This is a genomic window from Aquisphaera insulae, from assembly GCF_011064615.1.
GTDB lineage: Bacteria > Planctomycetota > Planctomycetia > Isosphaerales > Isosphaeraceae > Aquisphaera > Aquisphaera insulae.
The window spans coordinates 50,421-69,556 of record NZ_JAALJH010000035.1 but is presented as its reverse complement, the minus strand read 5'-3'; the positions used below and the strand labels follow the sequence as shown (position 1 = coordinate 69,556).

General features: G+C 68.1%; 15 protein-coding genes and 1 pseudogene. 9 read left to right on the top strand and 7 right to left on the bottom strand.

Annotated elements, in window-relative coordinates; genetic code table 11:
* The first annotated feature begins 10 nt into the window (after positions 1-10).
* The 9 genes and pseudogenes from G6O54_RS18875 to G6O54_RS38005 all read left to right on the top strand — a co-directional run bounded on the left by G6O54_RS18875 (position 11) and on the right by G6O54_RS38005 (position 9,702).
* Complete coding sequence (locus G6O54_RS18875) at positions 11-835, top strand: menaquinone biosynthetic enzyme MqnA/MqnD family protein (RefSeq protein ID WP_165227212.1); 825 nt, start codon at positions 11-13, stop codon at positions 833-835.
* Positions 795-1,916, top strand: coding sequence for a cyclic dehypoxanthinyl futalosine synthase (mqnC, locus tag G6O54_RS18870; RefSeq protein WP_165227211.1), 1,122 nt, complete (start codon positions 795-797; stop codon positions 1,914-1,916). Before G6O54_RS18875 ends, mqnC begins: the two co-directional genes overlap by 41 nt.
* A gap of 73 nt (positions 1,917-1,989) precedes the next feature.
* Positions 1,990-2,766 carry an ABC transporter ATP-binding protein gene (locus G6O54_RS18865; RefSeq protein ID WP_165227210.1) on the top strand — a complete coding sequence of 259 codons (777 nt, stop codon included), beginning with the start codon at positions 1,990-1,992 and terminating at the stop codon, positions 2,764-2,766.
* A 48-nt stretch (positions 2,767-2,814) separates the two neighbouring features.
* Positions 2,815-4,998, top strand: coding sequence for an ABC transporter permease subunit/CPBP intramembrane protease (locus G6O54_RS18860; RefSeq protein WP_165227209.1), 2,184 nt, complete (start codon positions 2,815-2,817; stop codon positions 4,996-4,998).
* A gap of 75 nt (positions 4,999-5,073) precedes the next feature.
* Positions 5,074-6,339: an amidohydrolase family protein gene (locus tag G6O54_RS18855; RefSeq protein WP_165227208.1), complete on the top strand. Its 1,266-nt coding sequence runs from the start codon at positions 5,074-5,076 to the stop codon at positions 6,337-6,339.
* A gap of 22 nt (positions 6,340-6,361) precedes the next feature.
* The gene (locus G6O54_RS18850; RefSeq protein ID WP_165227207.1) at positions 6,362-7,108 is read left to right on the top strand and encodes a DUF1559 family PulG-like putative transporter; all 747 of its coding nucleotides are present in this window, start codon (positions 6,362-6,364) and stop codon (positions 7,106-7,108) included.
* A 114-nt stretch (positions 7,109-7,222) separates the two neighbouring features.
* On the top strand, positions 7,223-7,606 hold the full coding sequence (locus G6O54_RS18845; protein WP_165227206.1) for a BlaI/MecI/CopY family transcriptional regulator: 384 nt from the start codon (positions 7,223-7,225) through the stop codon (positions 7,604-7,606).
* Positions 7,603-8,553 (top strand): annotated as a pseudogene (locus G6O54_RS38875) (M56 family metallopeptidase); the annotation flags it as partial. The gene G6O54_RS18845 and the pseudogene G6O54_RS38875, both read left to right, overlap by 4 nt.
* 6 nt (positions 8,554-8,559) lie before the next feature.
* Positions 8,560-9,702: a hypothetical protein gene (locus G6O54_RS38005; protein ID WP_250846974.1), complete on the top strand. Its 1,143-nt coding sequence runs from the start codon at positions 8,560-8,562 to the stop codon at positions 9,700-9,702.
* A gap of 12 nt (positions 9,703-9,714) precedes the next feature.
* On the opposite strand, the gene G6O54_RS18835 is transcribed toward G6O54_RS38005, so the two are convergent.
* The 7 genes from G6O54_RS18835 to G6O54_RS18805 all read right to left on the bottom strand — a co-directional run bounded on the left by G6O54_RS18835 (position 9,715) and on the right by G6O54_RS18805 (position 18,992).
* Complete coding sequence (locus tag G6O54_RS18835; protein ID WP_165227204.1) at positions 9,715-10,947, bottom strand: cofactor-independent phosphoglycerate mutase; 1,233 nt, start codon at positions 10,945-10,947, stop codon at positions 9,715-9,717.
* A gap of 46 nt (positions 10,948-10,993) precedes the next feature.
* Positions 10,994-12,313, bottom strand: a complete 1,320-nt coding sequence (locus G6O54_RS18830; RefSeq protein WP_250846973.1) for a homoserine dehydrogenase — start codon at positions 12,311-12,313, stop codon at positions 10,994-10,996.
* A 117-nt stretch (positions 12,314-12,430) separates the two neighbouring features.
* Complete coding sequence (gene tatC / locus G6O54_RS18825) at positions 12,431-13,456, bottom strand: twin-arginine translocase subunit TatC (RefSeq protein ID WP_165227203.1); 1,026 nt, start codon at positions 13,454-13,456, stop codon at positions 12,431-12,433.
* A 166-nt stretch (positions 13,457-13,622) separates the two neighbouring features.
* Positions 13,623-14,531: an alpha/beta fold hydrolase gene (locus tag G6O54_RS18820; protein ID WP_165227202.1), complete on the bottom strand. Its 909-nt coding sequence runs from the start codon at positions 14,529-14,531 to the stop codon at positions 13,623-13,625.
* A 36-nt stretch (positions 14,532-14,567) separates the two neighbouring features.
* A complete protein-coding gene (locus G6O54_RS18815) occupies positions 14,568-15,242 on the bottom strand; it encodes a Uma2 family endonuclease (protein WP_165227201.1) in 675 nt (224 codons plus the stop codon).
* Positions 15,243-15,368: 126 nt separating this feature from the next.
* Positions 15,369-18,029: a U32 family peptidase gene (locus G6O54_RS18810; RefSeq protein WP_165227200.1), complete on the bottom strand. Its 2,661-nt coding sequence runs from the start codon at positions 18,027-18,029 to the stop codon at positions 15,369-15,371.
* A 30-nt stretch (positions 18,030-18,059) separates the two neighbouring features.
* On the bottom strand, positions 18,060-18,992 hold the full coding sequence (locus tag G6O54_RS18805) for a bestrophin family protein (RefSeq protein ID WP_165227199.1): 933 nt from the start codon (positions 18,990-18,992) through the stop codon (positions 18,060-18,062).
* Positions 18,993-19,136: the final 144 nt, after the last annotated feature.

Below are 19,136 nucleotides of genomic sequence, written 5' to 3'. Positions count from 1 at the left end.
AGGGCGTCGGGTGGAGCCGATCCGGATCGGAGCCGTCAGCTACCTGAATGCCAAGCCCCTCTATTACCGGCTGGAGGAGTTTCATCCGGGCGTCGAGTTGAAGCTCGAGGTGCCCAGCCTGATGGCGAAGGACCTGGCGGCCGGGGAGCTCGACATCGCGCTGATCCCTTCGGTGGAGTTTCTCCGCGGGGCGGAGCTCGGGTACGAGATCCTGCCGGGGTTCGCGATCGCGGCCCGCGGCCCGGTGCTGAGCGTCAAGCTCTTCAGCCGGGTGCCCTTCGATCGCATCGACCGGCTGGCGCTGGATGAGGGCTCGCGGACGAGCCAGGCCCTCGCGCGGATCTGGCTCGACGAGGCCTGGGGCTGCCGGCCCTCCGCGATCGAGGCCTTGCCCCTGGGGATGGCGGTGCTGGAGAGCACGGCCGACGCGGTGCTCGTGATCGGGGATCGGGCGATGCTGGTCCCGGAAGGGCCGTTCCTTGCGGTGGCGGATCTGGGCGAGGCCTGGCGAGCGCTGACGGGCCTGCCGTTCGTCTTCGCCCTCTGGGTGGCCCGCCGCGGCGCCGATCTCCGCGACCTGCCCGCGGCCCTGGAGCGTTCCCGGGCGGAGGGCCTGGCGAACGCGGATGCGATCGCCCGCGAGCACGGGCCACGGCTAGGACTGGATGTGGCGACTTGCTACCATTATCTGACCCGCGCTTTGTCCTACGACCTCGGCGAGCCGGAGCTGTCGGGCCTGAAGCTGTTCGCCCGCAAGGCGGCCGCGCTCGGCCTGGCGCCCGAAGGAGTGAATCTTGCTTTCCACCGTCCCCGCGATCTTGCAGGCCGCCGCTGAGGGCCGCCGGGTCACGTTCGAGGAAGGGGTCCTCCTGGCCCGCGAGGCCGGCCTCCACGAGCTCGGCCGGGCCGCGAACGCCGTCTGCCGGAGGCTCCATCCCGAGCCCTACCGCACCTACAACATCGACCGGAACATCAACTACACGAACGTCTGCACGGCCGTCTGCGACTTCTGTGCCTTCTATCGCAAGGTGGACGACGCCGACGCCTACGTGCTCGACCGGCCGGTCCTGCTCGACAAGATCCGCGAGACCGTGGAGCTCGGGGGCGACCAGATCCTCCTCCAGGGGGGGCTCCACCCGAGGCTCTCGCTCGCGTGGTACGAGGAGCTCCTCCGCGACATCAAGGCGCACTACCCGCAGGTCAACGTCCACGGCTTCTCGGCGCCGGAGATTTACCACTTCACCAAGGTCTCGAAGCAGCCGCTGCGGACGGTGCTGACGCGGCTCAGGGACGCCGGCCTCGGCAGCCTGCCCGGGGGCGGCGCCGAGATCCTGGTGGACCGGGTCCGCAAGGAGATCACCCGCGGCAAGGTCCTGACGGACAACTGGCTGGACGTCCATCGCGTCTGGCACGAGCTCGGCGGACGGTCCACCGCGACGATGATGTTCGGCCACGTCGAGACGCTGGAGGAGCGGGTCGAGCACCTGGAGCGCGTTCGCCAGCTCCAGGACGAGACGAGCGGGTTCACGGCCTTCATCGCCTGGACCTTCCAGCCCGATCACACCGACATGGCCGACGTCCCCCCCGCGGGCGCGTTCGAGTACCTGAAGACCCAGGCCCTGGCGCGGGTCTACCTGGACAACGTCCCCAATATCCAGTCCTCGTGGGTGACGCAGGGGGCCAAGATCGGCCAGCTCGGGCTCTACTTCGGCGCCAACGACATGGGGAGCCTGATGATCGAGGAGAACGTGGTGTCGTCCGCGGGCACGGTCCACCACCTCACGCTCGAGCAGATCAGGCGGTCGATCCGCGAGGCCGGGTTCATCCCGCGCCAGCGTAACGTATTCTATGAGTACCTGGATCAGGCCACCGGGCCCGCCGAGCTGCCGGCGGGGTCCTCGCTGGCGGCCGGGTGAGGGTGGGCGGGCGTCGTCCTACCGAGCGGGATCCGGTGATGATCCGTCCGAGCGTCCAACCCCGAGCGGCCGAGTGATCCACGTCGAGAACCTCTCCAAGTCGTTCCTGGACTATCAGCGGGGCTGGGTGCCCGCGGTCCGCGGGGTCTCGTTCGATTGCCGGCCCGGCGAGATCTTCGGCCTGCTCGGCCCCAACGGGGCGGGCAAGACGACGACCTTGCGGATCCTGAGCACCGTCCTGAAGCCCACGGCGGGCCACGCGGTGGTCGCGGGGTACGACGTGGTCGAGCAGCCGCAGGCGGTCCGCCGGCACATCGGCTACATGTCGGCGAGCACCGGGATCTACGATCGGATGACCGCCTGGGAGTTCGTCGAGTATTTCGGCCGGCTCTACGGGCTCTCGCGGGAGGCCCTGCGCGACCGGATGGAGTCGATCTTCGACTGGCTGAAGATGAACGACTTCCGCGACCTGCTCTGCTCCAAGATGTCCACCGGGATGAAGCAGAAGGTGTCGATCGCGCGGACGGTCGTCCACGACCCGCCGGTCCTGATCTTCGACGAGCCGACCTCCGGGCTGGACGTCCTGGTGCAGCGATCGGTCCTGCAGAAGATCCTCGAGCTCCGCGACATGGGCAAGACGATCCTCTTCTCCACGCACTCGATGCACGAGGTCTCCAAGCTCTGCCAGCGGGTGGCGATCATCCATCGCGGGGCGGTCCAGGCCGCCGGCTCGCCCCGAGACCTGCTGGATCGGTTCGCCCAGCCGGACCTGGAGGAGCTCTTCTTCACCCTGGTCGAGAAGGCCGATCGGGCGGCCGAGGACGCGGACGCCGTCGCCACGGCCCCCTGAGCGGGAAGACCCGACGCGACTCATCTCACGAGAGGCTGAGCAGCACGCATGATGAGCTGGTCGAACCTGCGAGTGATCTTCCGCCGCGAGCTCCTCGACCAGCTCCGGGATCGCCGCACGCTCTTCATGGTCTTCATCTTCCCGATCCTCCTCTATCCGCTGCTGGGCCTGGGGATCTCCCAGATGGTGGCGGCGATGGAGAAGAAGCCGCGGGTCGTGGTGATGGTGGGGGCGGAGCACCTGCCGGCCGAGCAGCCGCTGCTCAACGCGGCGGGGGACGGCTTCGATCCCAGGCTCTTCGATTCGCCCGCCGAGGCCGCGCTGTTGACGGTGGAGAAGCAGCCTGCCGACGGCCCCTGGGGACGCGAGGCGTTCCGGCAGCAGGCCATCCGCCAGGGGAACGCGGCGGCGATCATGGTGATCCCGGCGGACCTGCCGAAGCAGTTCAAGGAGAAGAACGACGCGCCGATCCCGATCCTCTATCGGAGCGTCGACGAGCCCAGCCAGATCACCTACCTGCGGCTCCGCGAGATGCTCGACCGCTGGAAGCGGGGGATCGTGGAGGCCAGGGCGAAGCAGGACAATCTCCCCGCCGGCTACACCGATCCGATCCAGGTCCGGGGCATGGACGTCGCCACGGAGCAGGAGGTCGGCGGCAGCGTCTGGAGCCGGATCTTCCCGTTCCTGCTGGTGATGATGTCGCTCACCGGGGCCTTCTACCCGGCGGTGGACCTCTGCGCCGGGGAGAAGGAGCGAGGGACGATGGAGACCCTCCTGATCAGCCCGGCGACGCGGTCGGAGATCGTCCTGGGCAAGTTCTTTACGGTGATGCTGGCGAGCGTCACGACGGCCGTCCTCAACCTGGTGAGCATGGGCCTGACCGGGATCTTCATGGCCGCCCGGGGCGGGCACCTCGGGCTCCACGGCGCCGCCCAGGCCGCGGGCGGCCTCTCGCCCCCGAGCGTGCAATCGGCGATCTGGATGGTCGTGCTGCTGATCCCCCTGGCGGCCTTCTTCAGCGCCGTCTGCCTGTCGCTCGCGGTGCTCGCGAAGAGCATGAAAGAGGGGCAGTATTACATGACGCCCCTCTACCTGGTCTGCCTGCCGCTGATCTTCCTGACGCTCCTCCCCGAGATCAAGCTGAACCTCTTCTACAGCCTGGTGCCGATCACGGGCGTCGCGCTCCTCCTGCGTTCGCTCATCATGGGGGACTATCAGACCGGCGTGCGGTTCTTCCTGCCGGTGATGGTGCCGACGATCATCTATGCCTGGGTGGCCCTCCGCTGGGCGGTCGACCAGTTCGAGCGCGAGGGGGTCCTCTTCCGGGAGGCGGAGCGGTTCGACGTCCGCACCTGGCTGGCGCACCTGCTCCGCGACAAGGAGCCGCTGCCCACGGGCGGGCAGGCGATCCTCTGCTTCGCCATCATCCTGTCGGCCTCGTGGTTCCTGATGATCTACATGCTGATGCGCGGGATCGGCGCCAGCCTGGCCGCCATCGCGGCGGGACAGTTCCTGATCCTGATCCCGCCGATCTTCATGGCGGTCATGCTCACGTCCGATCCGGCCCGGACGCTCCGGCTGGCATGGCCCCGGGCAAGGTACGTCGCGCTGGGTGCTGCCTTCCCGCTGGCCCTGAATCCGCTGGTCAACCTGCTGGGGAAGCTCGTCCAGGAGCTCTTCCCGATCTCGGAGACGGTGAAGGGCGCGTACGCTCAGCTCGTGCCGCCGGATCTCGGCCTCCCGGCCCTGGTGGGGGTCTTCGCGCTGGTGCCGGCGATCTGCGAGGAGACGGCCTTGCGGGGCTTCATCCTGTCGGGCCTGGAGCGGGGCCGGCGGATCCGCTCGGCCATCTTCATCTCGGCGCTGATGTTCGGGTTCCTGCACGTCCTGCTGAGCATGTACCAGCAGCTCTTCAACGCGGCCCTGCTGGGCGTGGTGCTCGGCCTGCTGGCGATCCGGAGCCGGAGCCTGCTACCGGGGATCGTGTTCCACTTCCTCAACAACGCCCTGGCGGTCACGCAGCCGCAGCGGATCCGGCTGCTGGAGTCGGCCGGTCTGGCCCGTTGGATCTATCGGGATGCCGGGGAGGGCCTCTATCATGTGGGGTGGATCGTCCTGAGCGCCCTGGCTTCCGCGGTCCTCTTCTATTATCTCTGGAAGCTCGATCGTCCCGGCCGCCGGAACGCGCACCCGGTCGCGGTCGACGAGATGGCGGAGGCCCCCGCCGGTTGACGTGGGGCCTGGGACCCACGAGCTATGGACGCCGCCCGAGCCGAAGGGCGCGGCCCCTGGGACGGGACAGGGACGATGAGGCGAGACACCCTGACACTTCAGGCGCGATTCGTCTTCCCCGTCGAGGGGCCGCCGATCGAGGACGGGGTCGTCGTCCTCGACAAGGGGCGGATCGGCTGGGTCGGGCCGGCCCGCGAGCGGGCCGGGGACCTCGACCTGGGGAACGTGGCCATCGTCCCCGGGTTCGTGAACGCCCACACCCATCTCGAGCTGGACCACGTGGACATCGACTCGGGGACGACTGCGGGGCCCGAGGACGAGGTGGCCTGGCTCCGCCGCGTGATCGACCAGCGGCGCGGGGGCTCGGAACAGATGCTCAAGGATGCGGTGAGTCGCAACCTCGCCGCCTGCATCGAGGCCGGGACGACCTTCCTGGCGGACACGACGACCGCGGGCCTGAGCTGGGACCAGGTGGCCTCGGCCCCGGTCCGGGCGATGGTCTTCGCCGAGCTGATCGGCCTGAAGCGTTATCGCGGCCTCCAGACGAGCGACGCCGCGTGGAACTGGCTGGCGACCGTGACGCGGGAAAAGCAGATCGCCGCCTGCGCCAAGCCGGGCCTCAGCCCGCACGCCCCGTATTCCACCTCGCCGTGGCTCTACCACCGGGCCGCGGCGAGCCGACTGCCGCTCTCGACCCACCTGGCGGAGATGCCCGAGGAGCTGCGGCTGCTCGAGCGTCGGGACGGCCCGCTCCGGGACTTCCTGGAGGACCTGGGCGCCTGGGACGACGACTGGGAGCCGATCGGCTCGCGTCCGGCGGATTACATCCGCAAGGGAGAGCTACGCAATGCCGACTGGCTGGTGGCCCACGGCACGTACTTCGACCCGTCGGAGTTCTGGCAGCTCCGCCCCGAGGCCGGGCCGAATGGCCATCGCGTGGCCGTCGCCTTCTGCCCCCGTACCCACGCCCGGTTCGGCCATGCCCCGCACCCATACCGGACCTTGCTCGAGAAGGGCGTCATCGTCTGCCTGGGGACGGACAGCCTGGCCTCCACCCCCACGCTCAGCGTCCTCGACGAGATCCGTTTCCTCCACCGCCGCGACGGCTCGCTCTCCGGCGAGCTCCTGCTGACGATGGCCACCCTCTTCGGCGCCTGGGCCTTACGCGCGGAGACGGCCACCGGCAGCATCCGGCCGGGGAAGTCGGCGGACCTGGCCGTCATCGGCCTCCCCGACCGAGATGATCCCGACCCCCACCGTTTGATCCTCGAGTCCGACGAGCCCGTCCTGGCCACGGTCTTCGAGGGCGACATCCTCAACGGCCCCTGGAAGGGCCTCTAATTCCACCGATCGAAGCCCCACCATGAACGTCCAGCCCACCCCCCCTCCCGTCCCCCCCTACCCCGCCCGCGCCGGCCGCCCCGGGCGGCCTCTCCGCCTCCGGCCCTGGCACCTCGTCTTCCCGATCGCGATGATCGCCGGCCTCTTCTCCCTGGTCCGGTACTTCGAGCGCGAGCGGTCGCGGCATGAGGTCATCTTCACCGCCCAGGCCGAATGCCAGGAGAACGTCAACCGGCTCGCGACCACGCTGTCCGACTACGTGCGGACCTTCGGCCACTTCCCGCCGCCGTTCCAGGCCGAGCCCGGCGGGGCTCGTCGGGAGTCCTGGCGTGCGACCTTCCTCCCCCGCTTCGGAGGCGAGGTCGCCGCGGGCGAGCGGTACGACTTCCGCAAGCCCTGGGACAGCGACGAGAATCAGCACCACGCCGGCGACATGCCCGCGCTCTATGGCTGCCCCGCCTACCGAACGCTGATGCCGGCCGGCAACGCCTCCTATCGGATGATCAACGATCTCTCATCCCTGGAACCGGCGAAAGCCCCCGGGAACGCCATCCTCCTCATCGAGGCCGCGGGCCTCCCCCTCGACTGGCGAAGCCCCTTCGACGAGCTGACCGAGGACCAGGTGCGCTCGATCACCAGCCGCCACCCCAGCGGCTTCGCCGTCGTCCTGGCCGATTTCACGACCGAGCGACTCGCCGACGTGGATCGGATCAAGAAGGTGGACGGCCTGTTCGTCCTGTCCGAGCCGGCCGCCGCGTCCCCTCGATGAGACACCGCCTCGCCCCGATTTCGACTTGACGCGGCCCCTCCGGACGGTAAATTTGGCAAATCAAATTTGGAGAACCGAATCGGGGTCGGTCGGACGAATCACGGAGGCACACCGATGGCGAGGCCGCGGGCGAGGGACCTGACCGAGCGGGAGCTCGAGGTCATGCACGTCTTCTGGGGCATGGAGGAGATGACCGCGGCGGAGGCCCGCGACCGGCTGGCCGCGGCGGGGCTGGACCGGTCGTATCCGACGATCGCGAACCTGGTGCGGGCGCTCGAGGAGAAGGGGTTTCTCTCGCAGGTGAATGAGGACCGGCCGTTCGTCTACCGGGCGGCTCGATCGCATGAGGAGGTGTCCGGGCGCCTGCTCGGGGACCTGATCGAACGGGTCTTCCGCGGCTCGCGGGCCGACCTGCTCTATCGCCTGGTCGAGCAGCGGAAGCTGACGAAGGAAGAGCGCCGGGTCCTGGAGAAGATCCTCAGGGAGGACGCGAAATGAATGCCATCGCTCCGACGGTCGCCTGGCTCGTCGTCCAGGTCACGGGCTTGCTGGTTCCGGTCGCGATCGGGTACGGGATCGTCTCAGGGAGAAGGCCATCGCTCGGCGCCTTCGTCGCGGCGATGGGCCTGGCGATGACGCTCGCCGTCACGGCGATGGCCCCCTGGATTGGGCTGATCTCGATCGGGCCGATGTTCTCGCATGCCGAGGCGGCGCCGCGGATTTCCCGTGATGTGGAGGGTGAGTCCCAATCGGACACGATCCGATCTGACCTCGAAGCCGCAGCCTCACGCAGCCTCTCGTGGGAAGCGATTGCGTCGCGGTTGCGAACGCTCGAGCATCGCGTGAATGAGATTTCGGCCCCACGCTCGAAGGGGATGCGGTTCGCGGTCTGGGGGCTGCTGGGACTGGCGGCGATCGGCCTCATTCGGCTGGGGCTCGGCCTGCTCGAGGTCCGCCGTTGCCGTCGAAGTGGTGGCGAGATCGATGATCGCGTCTTGCTCGACCAGATCGACTCAATTCGAGCGGCCCTGCATCTTCGAAGGCCGGTCGAGGTTCGTGAGGTGCCTGGCGCGACCTCGGCCGCGACGGCCGGATGGCGGCGGCCGGTCATCCTGCTGCCTTCAGCCTGGCGAAGCTGGCCGGAGACGGATCTCCGAGCCGTGCTCGCGCACGAGCTGGCCCACGTTTGGCGGTCGGATTACGCCCTCGGCCTGATGGCGAGTTTGACGCGGGCGATTCACGCCTATCATCCGCTCGTGACCTGGCTCGCGAACCGGCTCCAGATGATGCAGGAGCAGGCGGCCGACGCCATCGCGGCCGAGCTTTCGGGAGGGGCGCAGGCGTACCGGGCCGTCCTGGCGCGGATGGCCCTGGATCAGGACGGACGCAGTTCATGGTGGCCGGTGAGGCCGTTCTCACCGGCGAAGGGGACGCTGATCAGGAGGATCGCGATGCTGGAATCGAAGGATCGGATGGTCGAACGATCGGGCCTGAGGACAAGTCGCTGGGCGACGGGCGTCTTGCTGGCGGCGGTGGCCCTGGGCCTCGCTATGGTTCCCAATCCGCTTCTGGGAGATCCGCCGGCCGTGGCGGTGAGAAAGGCCATGCCGACGGCGGACATCCCCTCGTTCGATCTCAGTTACATCCCTGCGGATGCGATGGGCATTTACGCCATTCGAGTATCGCAGGTCTTTGAGCGTGCCGGCATGGACGAGCCTGGCCGGGCGCTCTTGAAGGGCCTGGCCGAAAACCAGGCGAAACTTGGCGACACCTTCGTCCGCTTCTGGCGAGACCATCCGCTGAAGCCCGAGCAGATCGAACAACTCATTGGAGCCATCCGACTCGGACGCACTCGGAATCAAGGGAAAGAGCTACGGAGCTTCGGCACGACGGGAATCATGGTCCGAACCAACGATCCTTACGACTGGAACGGACTCATCCGGGCGATCTGGCCAGACGCGACCGAGTATCACTCCCAGGGGAAGACTTACTTGAAAGTGAAATCGTCGTATTTTGCGAAAGACGACTGCTTTTTCGTGGCCGATGAGAGGACCCTGGTCCAGGAGCGTGAATCCGCCTTGCTCTCCGTGCTCCGCCGCCGTGAACCCGCTGCGCCTCCCTTCACCCAACGAGATTCATGGAAGGATGTTGAGCGTGGGCTGGTGGCGGTGGTCCTCGACAACGGCGACGGTCGCATTCAAACCGCCACGAAGCGGGACGACGCAGCCGACAAGGGCGACGGCTTCGCTAGCTTCGCCCACATCGTCGATCGGGTTTATTTCAAGCTGGAGCCCTCGGACGACCTGTCATTCCGACTCATGGCGAATCCTCATCATCCCCAGGACACGGACACACTCCTGGACCTTTTCGTCCAGTTCCAGGATTACACCATCAAAAGTTGCCTCAGCGACGAAAAGCCGGAAGACCTCTCGCCGGAGGAACTGCGCCTCCGAGGTCTCTTCGCGGCCGTGATGAGGAGCATCTCGGCTACACGCGAGCCGTCCGGACTCAGGTTCATCAATCGACCGACGATGCCTGGTGCCGCCGTGAAGCTCTCCGAGTTCCTTCCGCTCTTCGTGAGGGAAGGCCTGTGAGGAGACCCCACTTCACTCGGGCCGACCGCTCCACTTCAGATCAAGAAACCGATCCATCAGCCGGAACCCCTGGGCGAGGAACGGGCCGCCGCCCTCGCGGGCGGCGCGCTCGTCGTAGGTGAGGCCGGAGGCCGGGAGGTTGGTGCCGGCCATCGCCCAGGCGACCGGGGCGCGGTCGTGGGCCTTCGTCTTCAGCAAGGTCGAGTGGTCGGGCGAGATCACCATCCGCCACTCGGGATACTTGCGGAGGGCTTCGAGGACGGGGTTCACGATGTCGTGGTCGATCCGCTCGATGGCCTCCACCTTGGCGTCGGCGCGGCCCTCGTGGCTGGCCTCGTCGGGGGCCTCGACGTGGACGCAAACGATGTCGTGCGTCTCCAGGGCCTCGATCGCGGCTCTCCCCTTGGCGGCGTAATCGGTATCGAGGTATCCGGTCGCCGTGGGGACGTCGATCCGGTCCCAGCCGGCCAGGACGCCGACGCCGCGGACGAGATCGACGGCGGAGATGATCGCCCCCCGGAGCCCGTGGACCTCCTCGAATGGCGGCACGTTCGGGGCATTCCCCTGGCCCCAGAGCCAGATGGCATTGGCCGGCTTCTTGCCGGCGGCGACTCTGGCACGATTCACCGGGTGATCGGCCAGGATCGGCGTGGCGGCGGCCATCAGCTCGCGGAGGAGCTCGGCCCCTGCGCCGCGGGGCAGATGCTCGGCCGCGGGCTGGTCCGGGTGATCATGCGGCGGGTCGGTGATCGTGGAGTCGTCGAACTGTGCCTCGCCGGGCTTGCCCCGGTAGATCATCAGGTTGCGATAGCTGACGCCCGCGTGGAACTCCACATTCGGCCGGCCGAGGGCGGTCTGGAGGGAGTCCATCAGCGGCTTGCCCTCCTCGCTGGTGACGTGGCCGGCCGTGAAGTCGGCGAGCCGGCCGTCGCGGATCGTCATCAGGTTGCAGCGGATCGCCCAATCGTTCGGGCCCAGGTGGATCCCCATGGCCGCGGCCTCGAGCGGGGCCCGGCCGGTGTAGTATTTCTCCGGGTCGTAGCCGAAGAGGCTGAGCGTGGCGACGTCGCTCGCCGGCAGGAACCGCTCGGGGACGTTCCTCGATCGGCCGACGATCCCTCCGCGGGCGACGCGATCCATCGCCGGCAGGTGGGCGGCCTCGAGGGGCGTCTTGCCGCCGAGCAGCTCCGTGGGCTCGTCGGCGGCTCCATCCGGGATCACGATCACGAATTTGGGCCTGGGCATGGGAGGGCTCCGCAAGCACCGTGCTGTCTGAACCTGTCTTCGTCTCTCAATCCTCGACCGCCAGCAAGACGCTCGGCGCGTGGGCGACGTCCAGGCGGTCGATCTCCTCGAGGGCGGCCTCGACCTCGGATTCGACCGCCATGTGCGTCATGATCACGAGCGGGACCGGGCTGCCATCCGGCGCGTCGTCGGTGTCGTGCTGGATCACGCTGGCGATGCTGATCCCGTGGGCCCCGAGGACCTGGGTCAGGGCGGCGATCACGCCGGGGCGGTCGGCGATGATGAACCTCAGATAGTATCGGCGACGGAGCTTGTTCGAGGGCGTCCGCGCAATCGGCCGGTCGGCGTCTCCCCAGGGATCGAGCACCCGCGAGGTGATGAGGGCGCGGCCGGTCACCACGTCGATCAGGTCGCCCACCACGGCCGAGGCGGTGGCCATCATCCCGGCCCCGCGGCCCTGGAAGAAGACGTCGCCGACGGCGTCTCCCACCACGCGGACGGCGTTGTAGGGCCCTCGGACCTCGGCCATCGGCGTCCCCTTCCTCACGAGGGTCGGGGCCACGCGGAGGTCGAGCCCGTCGTCGGAGAGCCTTGCCACGGCCAGCAGCTTGACCGCGTAGCCGAGCTCCCCGGCGTAGGTCAGGTCGGCCAGATCAAGCCGGTCGATCCCCCGGCGGGCGATGTCCCGGGTGACGACATTCGCGCCGAAGGCGAGTTGGGCCAGGACCACCAGCTTGTGAGCGGTGTCGGTCCCGTCCACGTCGAGGGTCGGATCCGCCTCGGCATAGCCGAGCTCCTGGGCCTGCTGCAGGGCCCGGGCGTAGGAGAGGCCCTCGAGCGTCATCTTGGTGAGGATGTAGTTGCAGGTGCCGTTGAGGATCGCCGCCAGGCTCTGGACCTGGTTGGCGGCCAGCGAGACGCCGATGGCCTGGATGATGGGGATGCCGCCGCCGACGCTCGCCTCGAAGGCCACGGCGCGGTGGGCCTTGCGCGCCCGGTCGAAGATCTCGCGGCCCCGCTCCGCCAGCATCGCCTTGTTGGCGGTGACCACGTGCTTGCCGGCGTCGAGCGCGGCGAGGACGACCTCGGCCGCCTGGTCGATCCCCCCCATCGTCTCGACCAGGATCGAGACCTCCGGGTCGCGGATGATCTCCGCGGGATCGGTCGTCATGCGGATGCCGTCGAGCGCCACGTCGCGGACCTTCTTCGGGTCGCGGACCGCGACCCACTTCCAACGGACGCGTTTGCCGGCCCGGCGGGCGATCCGGTCGGCGTTCTCGGTGAGCAGCCTCGCCACGCCCGTCCCAACGGTACCCAGCCCCACCAGACCCACGGTGACGTCTTCCATGTCCCTCGCCGGCATCATCGCGAGCCCTTCGGCACCGGAAAGAAGGCGCGGCGGACCATCACCGCGGCGCATCTCCATGATGTCAGGTTAAGCCCTGGCGGGGGCACTCGCAAGTCGTCGAGTGCCCGCGACGGGTCATGAGATGCTCGCCGGTACCCTGGCCGTCTTCTTGCCGTAGCCGATCAGGATGATGCCGAGCTCGTAGAGGAGGATCATCGGCACGGCCAGCAGGAGCATGCTGATCGGGTCCTGGCCCGGCGTCAGGATGGCCGCGGCGATGGTGATGACCAGGATGGAGATCTTCCGCTTGGACCGGAAGTCGTCGACCGAGAAGACGCCGATCCGCTCCACGAAGAGCATGACCAGCGGCGTCTGGAAGGCGATGCCGAAGACCAGGGGGAGCACGGTGGCGAAGCTCATCCACTCGCTCAGCCGGAGCGTGGGCGCCACGCCCAGCCAGACGTTGAACTCGAGCAGGAACCGCAGGGTGAGCGGCAGGACGAAGAAGAAGCAGAGGAAGACGCCCCCCAGGAAGAGGCCCAGCGAGATCGGCAGGTACTTCTTCACGTAGTGCCTCTCGTGGCGGTAGAGCCCCGCCGCGACGAAGGCCCAGATCTGGTAGAAGACCCAGGGCGAGACGAGGACCAGCCCCGTGACGAGGCAGACCATGAAGTAGATCGTGATCGTCTCGAGCGGCCCGAGGGAGATGAGCGACTGGTCGATCTGGACGACGCCATTCTCGATCAGGCGGATCGCCTGATGCTGCATGTACTGGATCGGGAAGCTGACCGTCTGGCCCGCGAGCGATTCCGCCACCGGCAGCTTCACGTCGGGAGCGACCTTCCTCAGGGCCGCGACGAAGGAATCGGCCGGGATGACGGCCTCGACCGACGGCGAGAGCGCCTGGCTCGCCTCGGCCGCGGCGGCCTTCTTCTCGTATTCCTCCTTGTAGAATCGCTCGAGCGCCCCCTTGGCGGGGGCTTCCATGCTCTTCATCACCCGCCAGCCCAGATCCATGTAGGGGATGAAGGCGATGATGATGCCGACGGCAAGTCCGATGAGGGCCAGGATGAGCCGGACGCGCAGCTCCTCGATGTGCTCGCCGAAGCTCATCGTGGCCATCTGCTGCTCTTCGGTGAACAGGTCGCGATCGCTGGGCATGGACGTGATCCGACGAGGGGTCCGGGGCGATCATTCGCCCGGGGCGGTGGGTCGCGGAGGAGACGCGGGTCGCGACGGCCAGTCCCGAGGCCGGAACCCTTTCTGGCGGCACCGCGCGAGGACCTCGCCGGGACGGTCGTGCGCGCGGGGGCGTTCCTGTTGATGGTTAGTTTATCACGCCCGACGATCGGCCGGCCAGTGCATCATCCCGCAATTCCCGCAGTCGGGCCGTGATCCGGTCCGCCAGCGAGATCGCCACGAAGTGCCCCCCGGGGACGAAGTGGGCCTCGCATCGCGGCAACGCCCGGGTCATCTTCCAGGCCATCCCGGGCGGGACGATGATGTCGTCCAGACCGTGCCAGAGCGTGATCAGATGGCTCGACGGCAGGTCGGCCGGGCGGAAGCCGTAGTTCCGGTAGAGGGCCAGATCCTGGGCGAATGTCTCCGGCCCGCTCCCCTCGACGAAGACCTGCTCGAGGTCGCCAAGGAAGAGGTTGAAGACCTCTTCCCGCTCGAAGAGCGTGCGGTCGGGCTCGCACCAGGTTGAGACCAGATAGCGGAGGAATCCTCGCGGGTCGACCCTGTACCGCTCGGCCCACTTCCGGATCTCCTGCCTGGCGAGCATCGGATACCGCGAGCCGATCTCGAGCGTGAGCCGGCGCCTTCGCTCCATCCCCCGAAGGGCGCCGGGGAGCCGCGTCGGCCCCATGCCGCTGAGGATCGTCACGGTCCGGATCCGCGGGGTCAGCTTCAGGAGACAGCCGAGCGCATAGGGCGTCCCTCCCGAGATCCCGATCACGCTGAAATCGTCGATCCCGAGCGAGGCCGTCAGGTCCTCGACGTCCGGCACCGCCTCCAGCGCGGTCTTCCGCTCGACGAAGGCGGACTTCCCCACTCCCGGACGGTTGGGGGCGATCACACGGAAGCCCGCCCGCCCGGCCGCGTCGCTGACGTAAGCCGCCTGCAGATGCGAACCGATCAGGCCGTGGAAGAAGAGGACCGGATGGCCGTCCGGGTCGCCGTATTCCTGGTATTCCAGCGGGCGGCCGGAGCGGGTTTCGAGGATCTGCGACATCGGGCGATCACCGACTCTCGTTGTCTTCGACGGAATTCAATCGGGCTCGATCCCGAGCTCTCGGAGCTTCGCGGCCAGGCGTTCGGCTCGCTCGCGTTCGGCCTGGGCTCGGCGTTCGGCGAGCTTGCGGGCTTCGGAGTGCTCGAGGGTGGTGAGGAATCGGCCGCCGTCGGGGCCGACGATCCTGAGGAACTCCGGCCCGTCGTCCCTCTCGAACCGAATCCCGAGGGTTGGGCTCGTGCTTCCGTAGGCGTCGGGGATGGCCTTGAGCACCCGTCCCGTCCGCTGCCAACCGAACAGGCTGCCCGTCTCGGGGTCGAAGTCGTAGAACTCCTCGACCCCATGCCGCTCATAGAAGCGGAGCTTCTCCGCCATCTCGGCGTCGCTGTTGCTGGTGGATCGGATCTCGAAGACGACCTGGGGCGCGACGCCGGCTTCTTCCCACTGCTTGAACGAGTCCCGATCGCCCTTGGGGCGGCCGATGGCCACCATGACGTCGGGTGCCGTGACGATCCGGGGATTGCCCTCGACCGGATACCAGAAGAGGTCGCCGGCGATGAACACGTCGGGGCGATCACCGAAGAGGACCTCGAGGTTCTCCTTGATCATGACGATCCAGCGATACTGCCGCGTGTTTTCCGCCATGGGCCGACCATCGGTGTCGGGATAGACGACCTCGAGAACCGGATTGGGCGGGACGATCCTGCTCATGAGACCCTCGGCACGCGACGGCTGGGCCCGGTACGTTTGTCCTCGTCGTCTCCGTCCAGTCTACCGGATCGAGGCGAAAGGTCCAGTGTAGGAATTCGTGGTCGCGGATTGGTGAGTCGAGTCCGCTTATTCCACGATCGCGAGCGCCCCGCGCGTGACGCCGTACTGGCTCGTGGCCTTCAGCTCACGCCAGAGATTCCTCGCCTCGCGGCGGCCTTCGATGACCTCGCGATAGAGGGGCACGATCCGCGAGACCGAGGCCGCGTCGTCGTCGAGGAACTCGATCCGGAAGTTCCTGGCACCGCGGGCGAGGAAGTGGGGCAAGTACTCGACGGCGGTCTGCGGGGTGGCGTTGAAGAGGGTGTTCCGGCAGGCCACGTCCGCCTTGAGCGGGTGCTCGACGCCGACCCGGTCCCTCAGCTTCACGTCGTGATCGTCGCAGGGCCGGCCGCAATCGGGGAAGGGCTTGCCGTTGGACAGATGCGCGGAGAACGCACAAAATTCCATGTGGAACATCGGGATTCGCTGATGGATGACGATCTCCAGCCAGCCCGGCGGCGTCGCCGCGATCAGGTCGGTGAGCTGCGTGGCGTTCAGGTCGTACGAGGCCGTCACGCGGAGGGCACCGAGCTTGCGGAACAGATCGACGGCCAGCGGGTTGGCCGCGTTCAGGGAGAAGTCGGCCACGAACGGGATCGAGTGCTCCTTGCAGAAGGCGATGCCGCCGGCGTTGCGGACGAGGAGGCCGTCGGGGTCCTGTTTCTCGAGGAACCGGAACAGGTTCGCCTCGGCTGGCTTCTCGATCCGAGGGGTGGCCAGGTAGATCCTGGCACCGGCTCTTCGGCAGGCGGCCACGGCTTCGGAATAGAGCTTGATGTCCTGATAATCGGCGTAGATGGTCTCGATGCCGGTCGCGACGGCGGCCTCGATTTGAGGCGTCGTTCGGCAGAGGGCAGAGAGCCCGGGCGCGATGCGCCCCTGGGGTCGGGATGCGACCGAACTTCCTGCGGTCTCCTCGTCGGGCCGAGCCGGTCGCCCCCTCTCCCTGACCCTCCCCCACGCAGGAGTGAGGGGACCAGATGAGTGGGCCTCAGCATGCGGCGAGGGCGGCGCTGAGACAACAAGCTGCCGCGCCCGTTCGGCCTCGATCGGGGCCAGAAGCGAAGGGAGCACGGGGCCTTCGGCGACCCGGGATCGATCCGGTGTCGAGGCGGCCTCGTCCAGCTTCACCACGAGATCCCGGCGAACCTGGTTGAGCAGGCTCCGTGGGATCATGGGATCCCCCTCGATCGTCGCGTCGAGCCCGCGAAGGCGATAGATCGTCCCGCCGAGGCGGCCGAGCTGGTCGCGGAGGAGATCCTCGTCGGCGGGCTTCGATCGGGCGGATTCGAGCGGGACCTCACCGACGAAGCAAGTCCCCTGCCCTGCACTCGTCCTGGCCTCGACGCGGAGCGGTTCGCCGGCCCTCGCGGTCACCCTCAGGTCGAGATCGACGAGCCGGCCGGGAGGGCCCTCGAAGGTCCGCCGCAGCCGGGCGGTCAGCGCGGGGTCGTCGGTCTTCCAGGCTCGCTGGCCGGGTCGGAGCGCGTGCAGGCGGATCGCGTCGCGGCCGAACCGCAGCTCGACGCGTCCGTTTGCGAGCGGGAAGATCTCGTAGACGCGTCCGCCCTGCTCGGAGATCCCCTCGCGGTCGTCGCCGTCGAAGACCAGGCCGTCGCCGGGCTTGACCTCGGTCGCGGGCTCATCCAGGAGGACGCCCTGCCTGGTGACACCGGCCACGCTCCCGATCAGCAGCCCTCGCTTCTTGGCGTAATCGCCGCGGACGAGGACCCCATGGTCGTTGCCGTCCAGGAAGCCGTGGCTGAATCCCCGCGAGAAGCTGAGCTGCATCTCCTCGACGTCGCGGGGGGTGAAGCCGGCCGGCTCGCTCGCGAGGGCCGCGTCGATGGCCCTCCGATAGTGGCGGGTGATGTTGGCGACGTACTCGGGCGCCTTCAGCCGGCCCTCGATCTTCAGGCTCGAGACGCCCATTTCGATCAGCCGGGGGACCAGGTCGTACGCGGCCAGGTCCTGGGGACTGAGCAGGTACTGGACGTTGCCGAGGTCCACGTCCCGCCCATCGCAGACGATCTGGTAGGGCATCCGGCAGGCCTGGGCGCATTCGCCGCGGTTGGCGGAGCGGCCCCCCAGGGCCTCGCTCGTCAGGCACTGGCCGGAGTAGGCCACGCAGAGGGCACCGTGGACGAAAACCTCGACGGGGACCTCGGTCTGGCCGCGGATCTTCCGGATCTCTTCCAGGGAGAGCTCGCGGGCCAGGATCACCCGGGAACAGCCAAGCTCCGCGGCCAGCCGGATGCCTTCCTCGCTGGTGATCGACATCTGGGTCGATGCGTGGATCTCCAGGTCCGGCGAGATCGCCCGGATCAGCCGGGCGAGCCCCAGGTCCTGGATGATGACCGCGTCCACGCCTGCCTCGATCAGCTCGCGAACGGTCCCCTCCGCGTCCGCCAGCTCTCCCGGGAAGATCAGGGTGTTGAGCGTGACGTAGCCGCGGACGCCCCGGCGGTGGAGCGTCGCCATGATCTCCGCCAGGTCGGTGCCCTCGAAGTTGTTCGCCCGGATCCGTGCGTTGTGGCGCTGGAGGCCGAAATAGACGGCGTCGGCCCCGTTCTCGATCGCCGCGATCAGGCACGCGCGGTCCCCGGCGGGTGCGAGCAGCTCCGGGCGAGTCGAGATCGAGGACGCGAGAGCGGGGTGGTCGACGGCGGTGGAGGTCTCGGTGGGCATGGTCCTATTATCGATCGGCGACGAGATTCCTCAAGCCCCGGTCCGCCCCGCGGCGCCATCGCCGACCCGGTCGACCTCGACGTCCGCCCGGCCGGCGGCGAGCGCCAGCAGGTTCCGCTCGATGTTCCCGCAGAGGTCGGTCAGCGGGAGGTGGTTGAGGCGCGACTCGGAGAAGGGGTTCTGGAGCTCCACGCCGATCTCGTCGAGGGCCAGGATCGGGAAGGCGACCAGCATCGTCACGACCGGGGTTAGCCAGTCGAGATCGTCGGCGAGCAGGCCGAACGGGAGGGTGAAGAGGAAGACGAAGATGAACTGGCGGATCTGGATCGAGTAGGCCATCGGCAGCGGGGAGCGGAGGATCCGCTCGCAGCCGCCGAGATGGTCGATGAGCTTCGCCCGTTCGTCCTCGGCCCGGAGGAACGCGAACTGGTCCAGGCCCATCTCGGCCCCCTGGCGGAAGAGCCTCGACATCATCAGGGAGACGGCCGAGGGCATGTGGTCGCTGGCCGCGATCCGCTCCGTTTCGGCCTCGCCGATCAGGGGCTTCAGCTCGCCGAGCTCGCGCTGGTTCCGCAGGCTCCGGCGGCACGCATGGGCGAAGGCCGCGGTCCAGGCCGCGACCTGTCGCTTCCAGGCCACGTCGTCGGGGCCGTGCGCGACGGCCAGCACGACGATGTTCCGGCACTGGTTGACGATCCCTCCCCAGAGCTTCCGGGCCTCCCACCAGCGGTCATAGCCGGCGTTCGTGCGGAGCACCAGGAGCGCGCCGAGCGCGGCCCCGAGGACCTCGTACGGGGTGATCGGGACGGCGACGTTCGGGAACGCGGGATGGAAGTGGATGATCGTGATGAGCGTCGAGACCAGCCCGAAGACGAGCGTCCGGCCCGCCACGCGGGGCGTCGCCGAACCTCGGATGCGATAGATCTCCGACCAGAAGCGCTCACCCCTGGAAAACAACGTCATGCGAGGCACCTTCTCACGAGGAATGCACGGAGAGACCATCGTTACTATAACGATCGTGCTGCCCCGGTTGTTTCCGACGAACCCGTCGATTCGCCGATCTCCGGATTCATGCGGACATGCTACGGATCGGCGCGGGTTGATTTT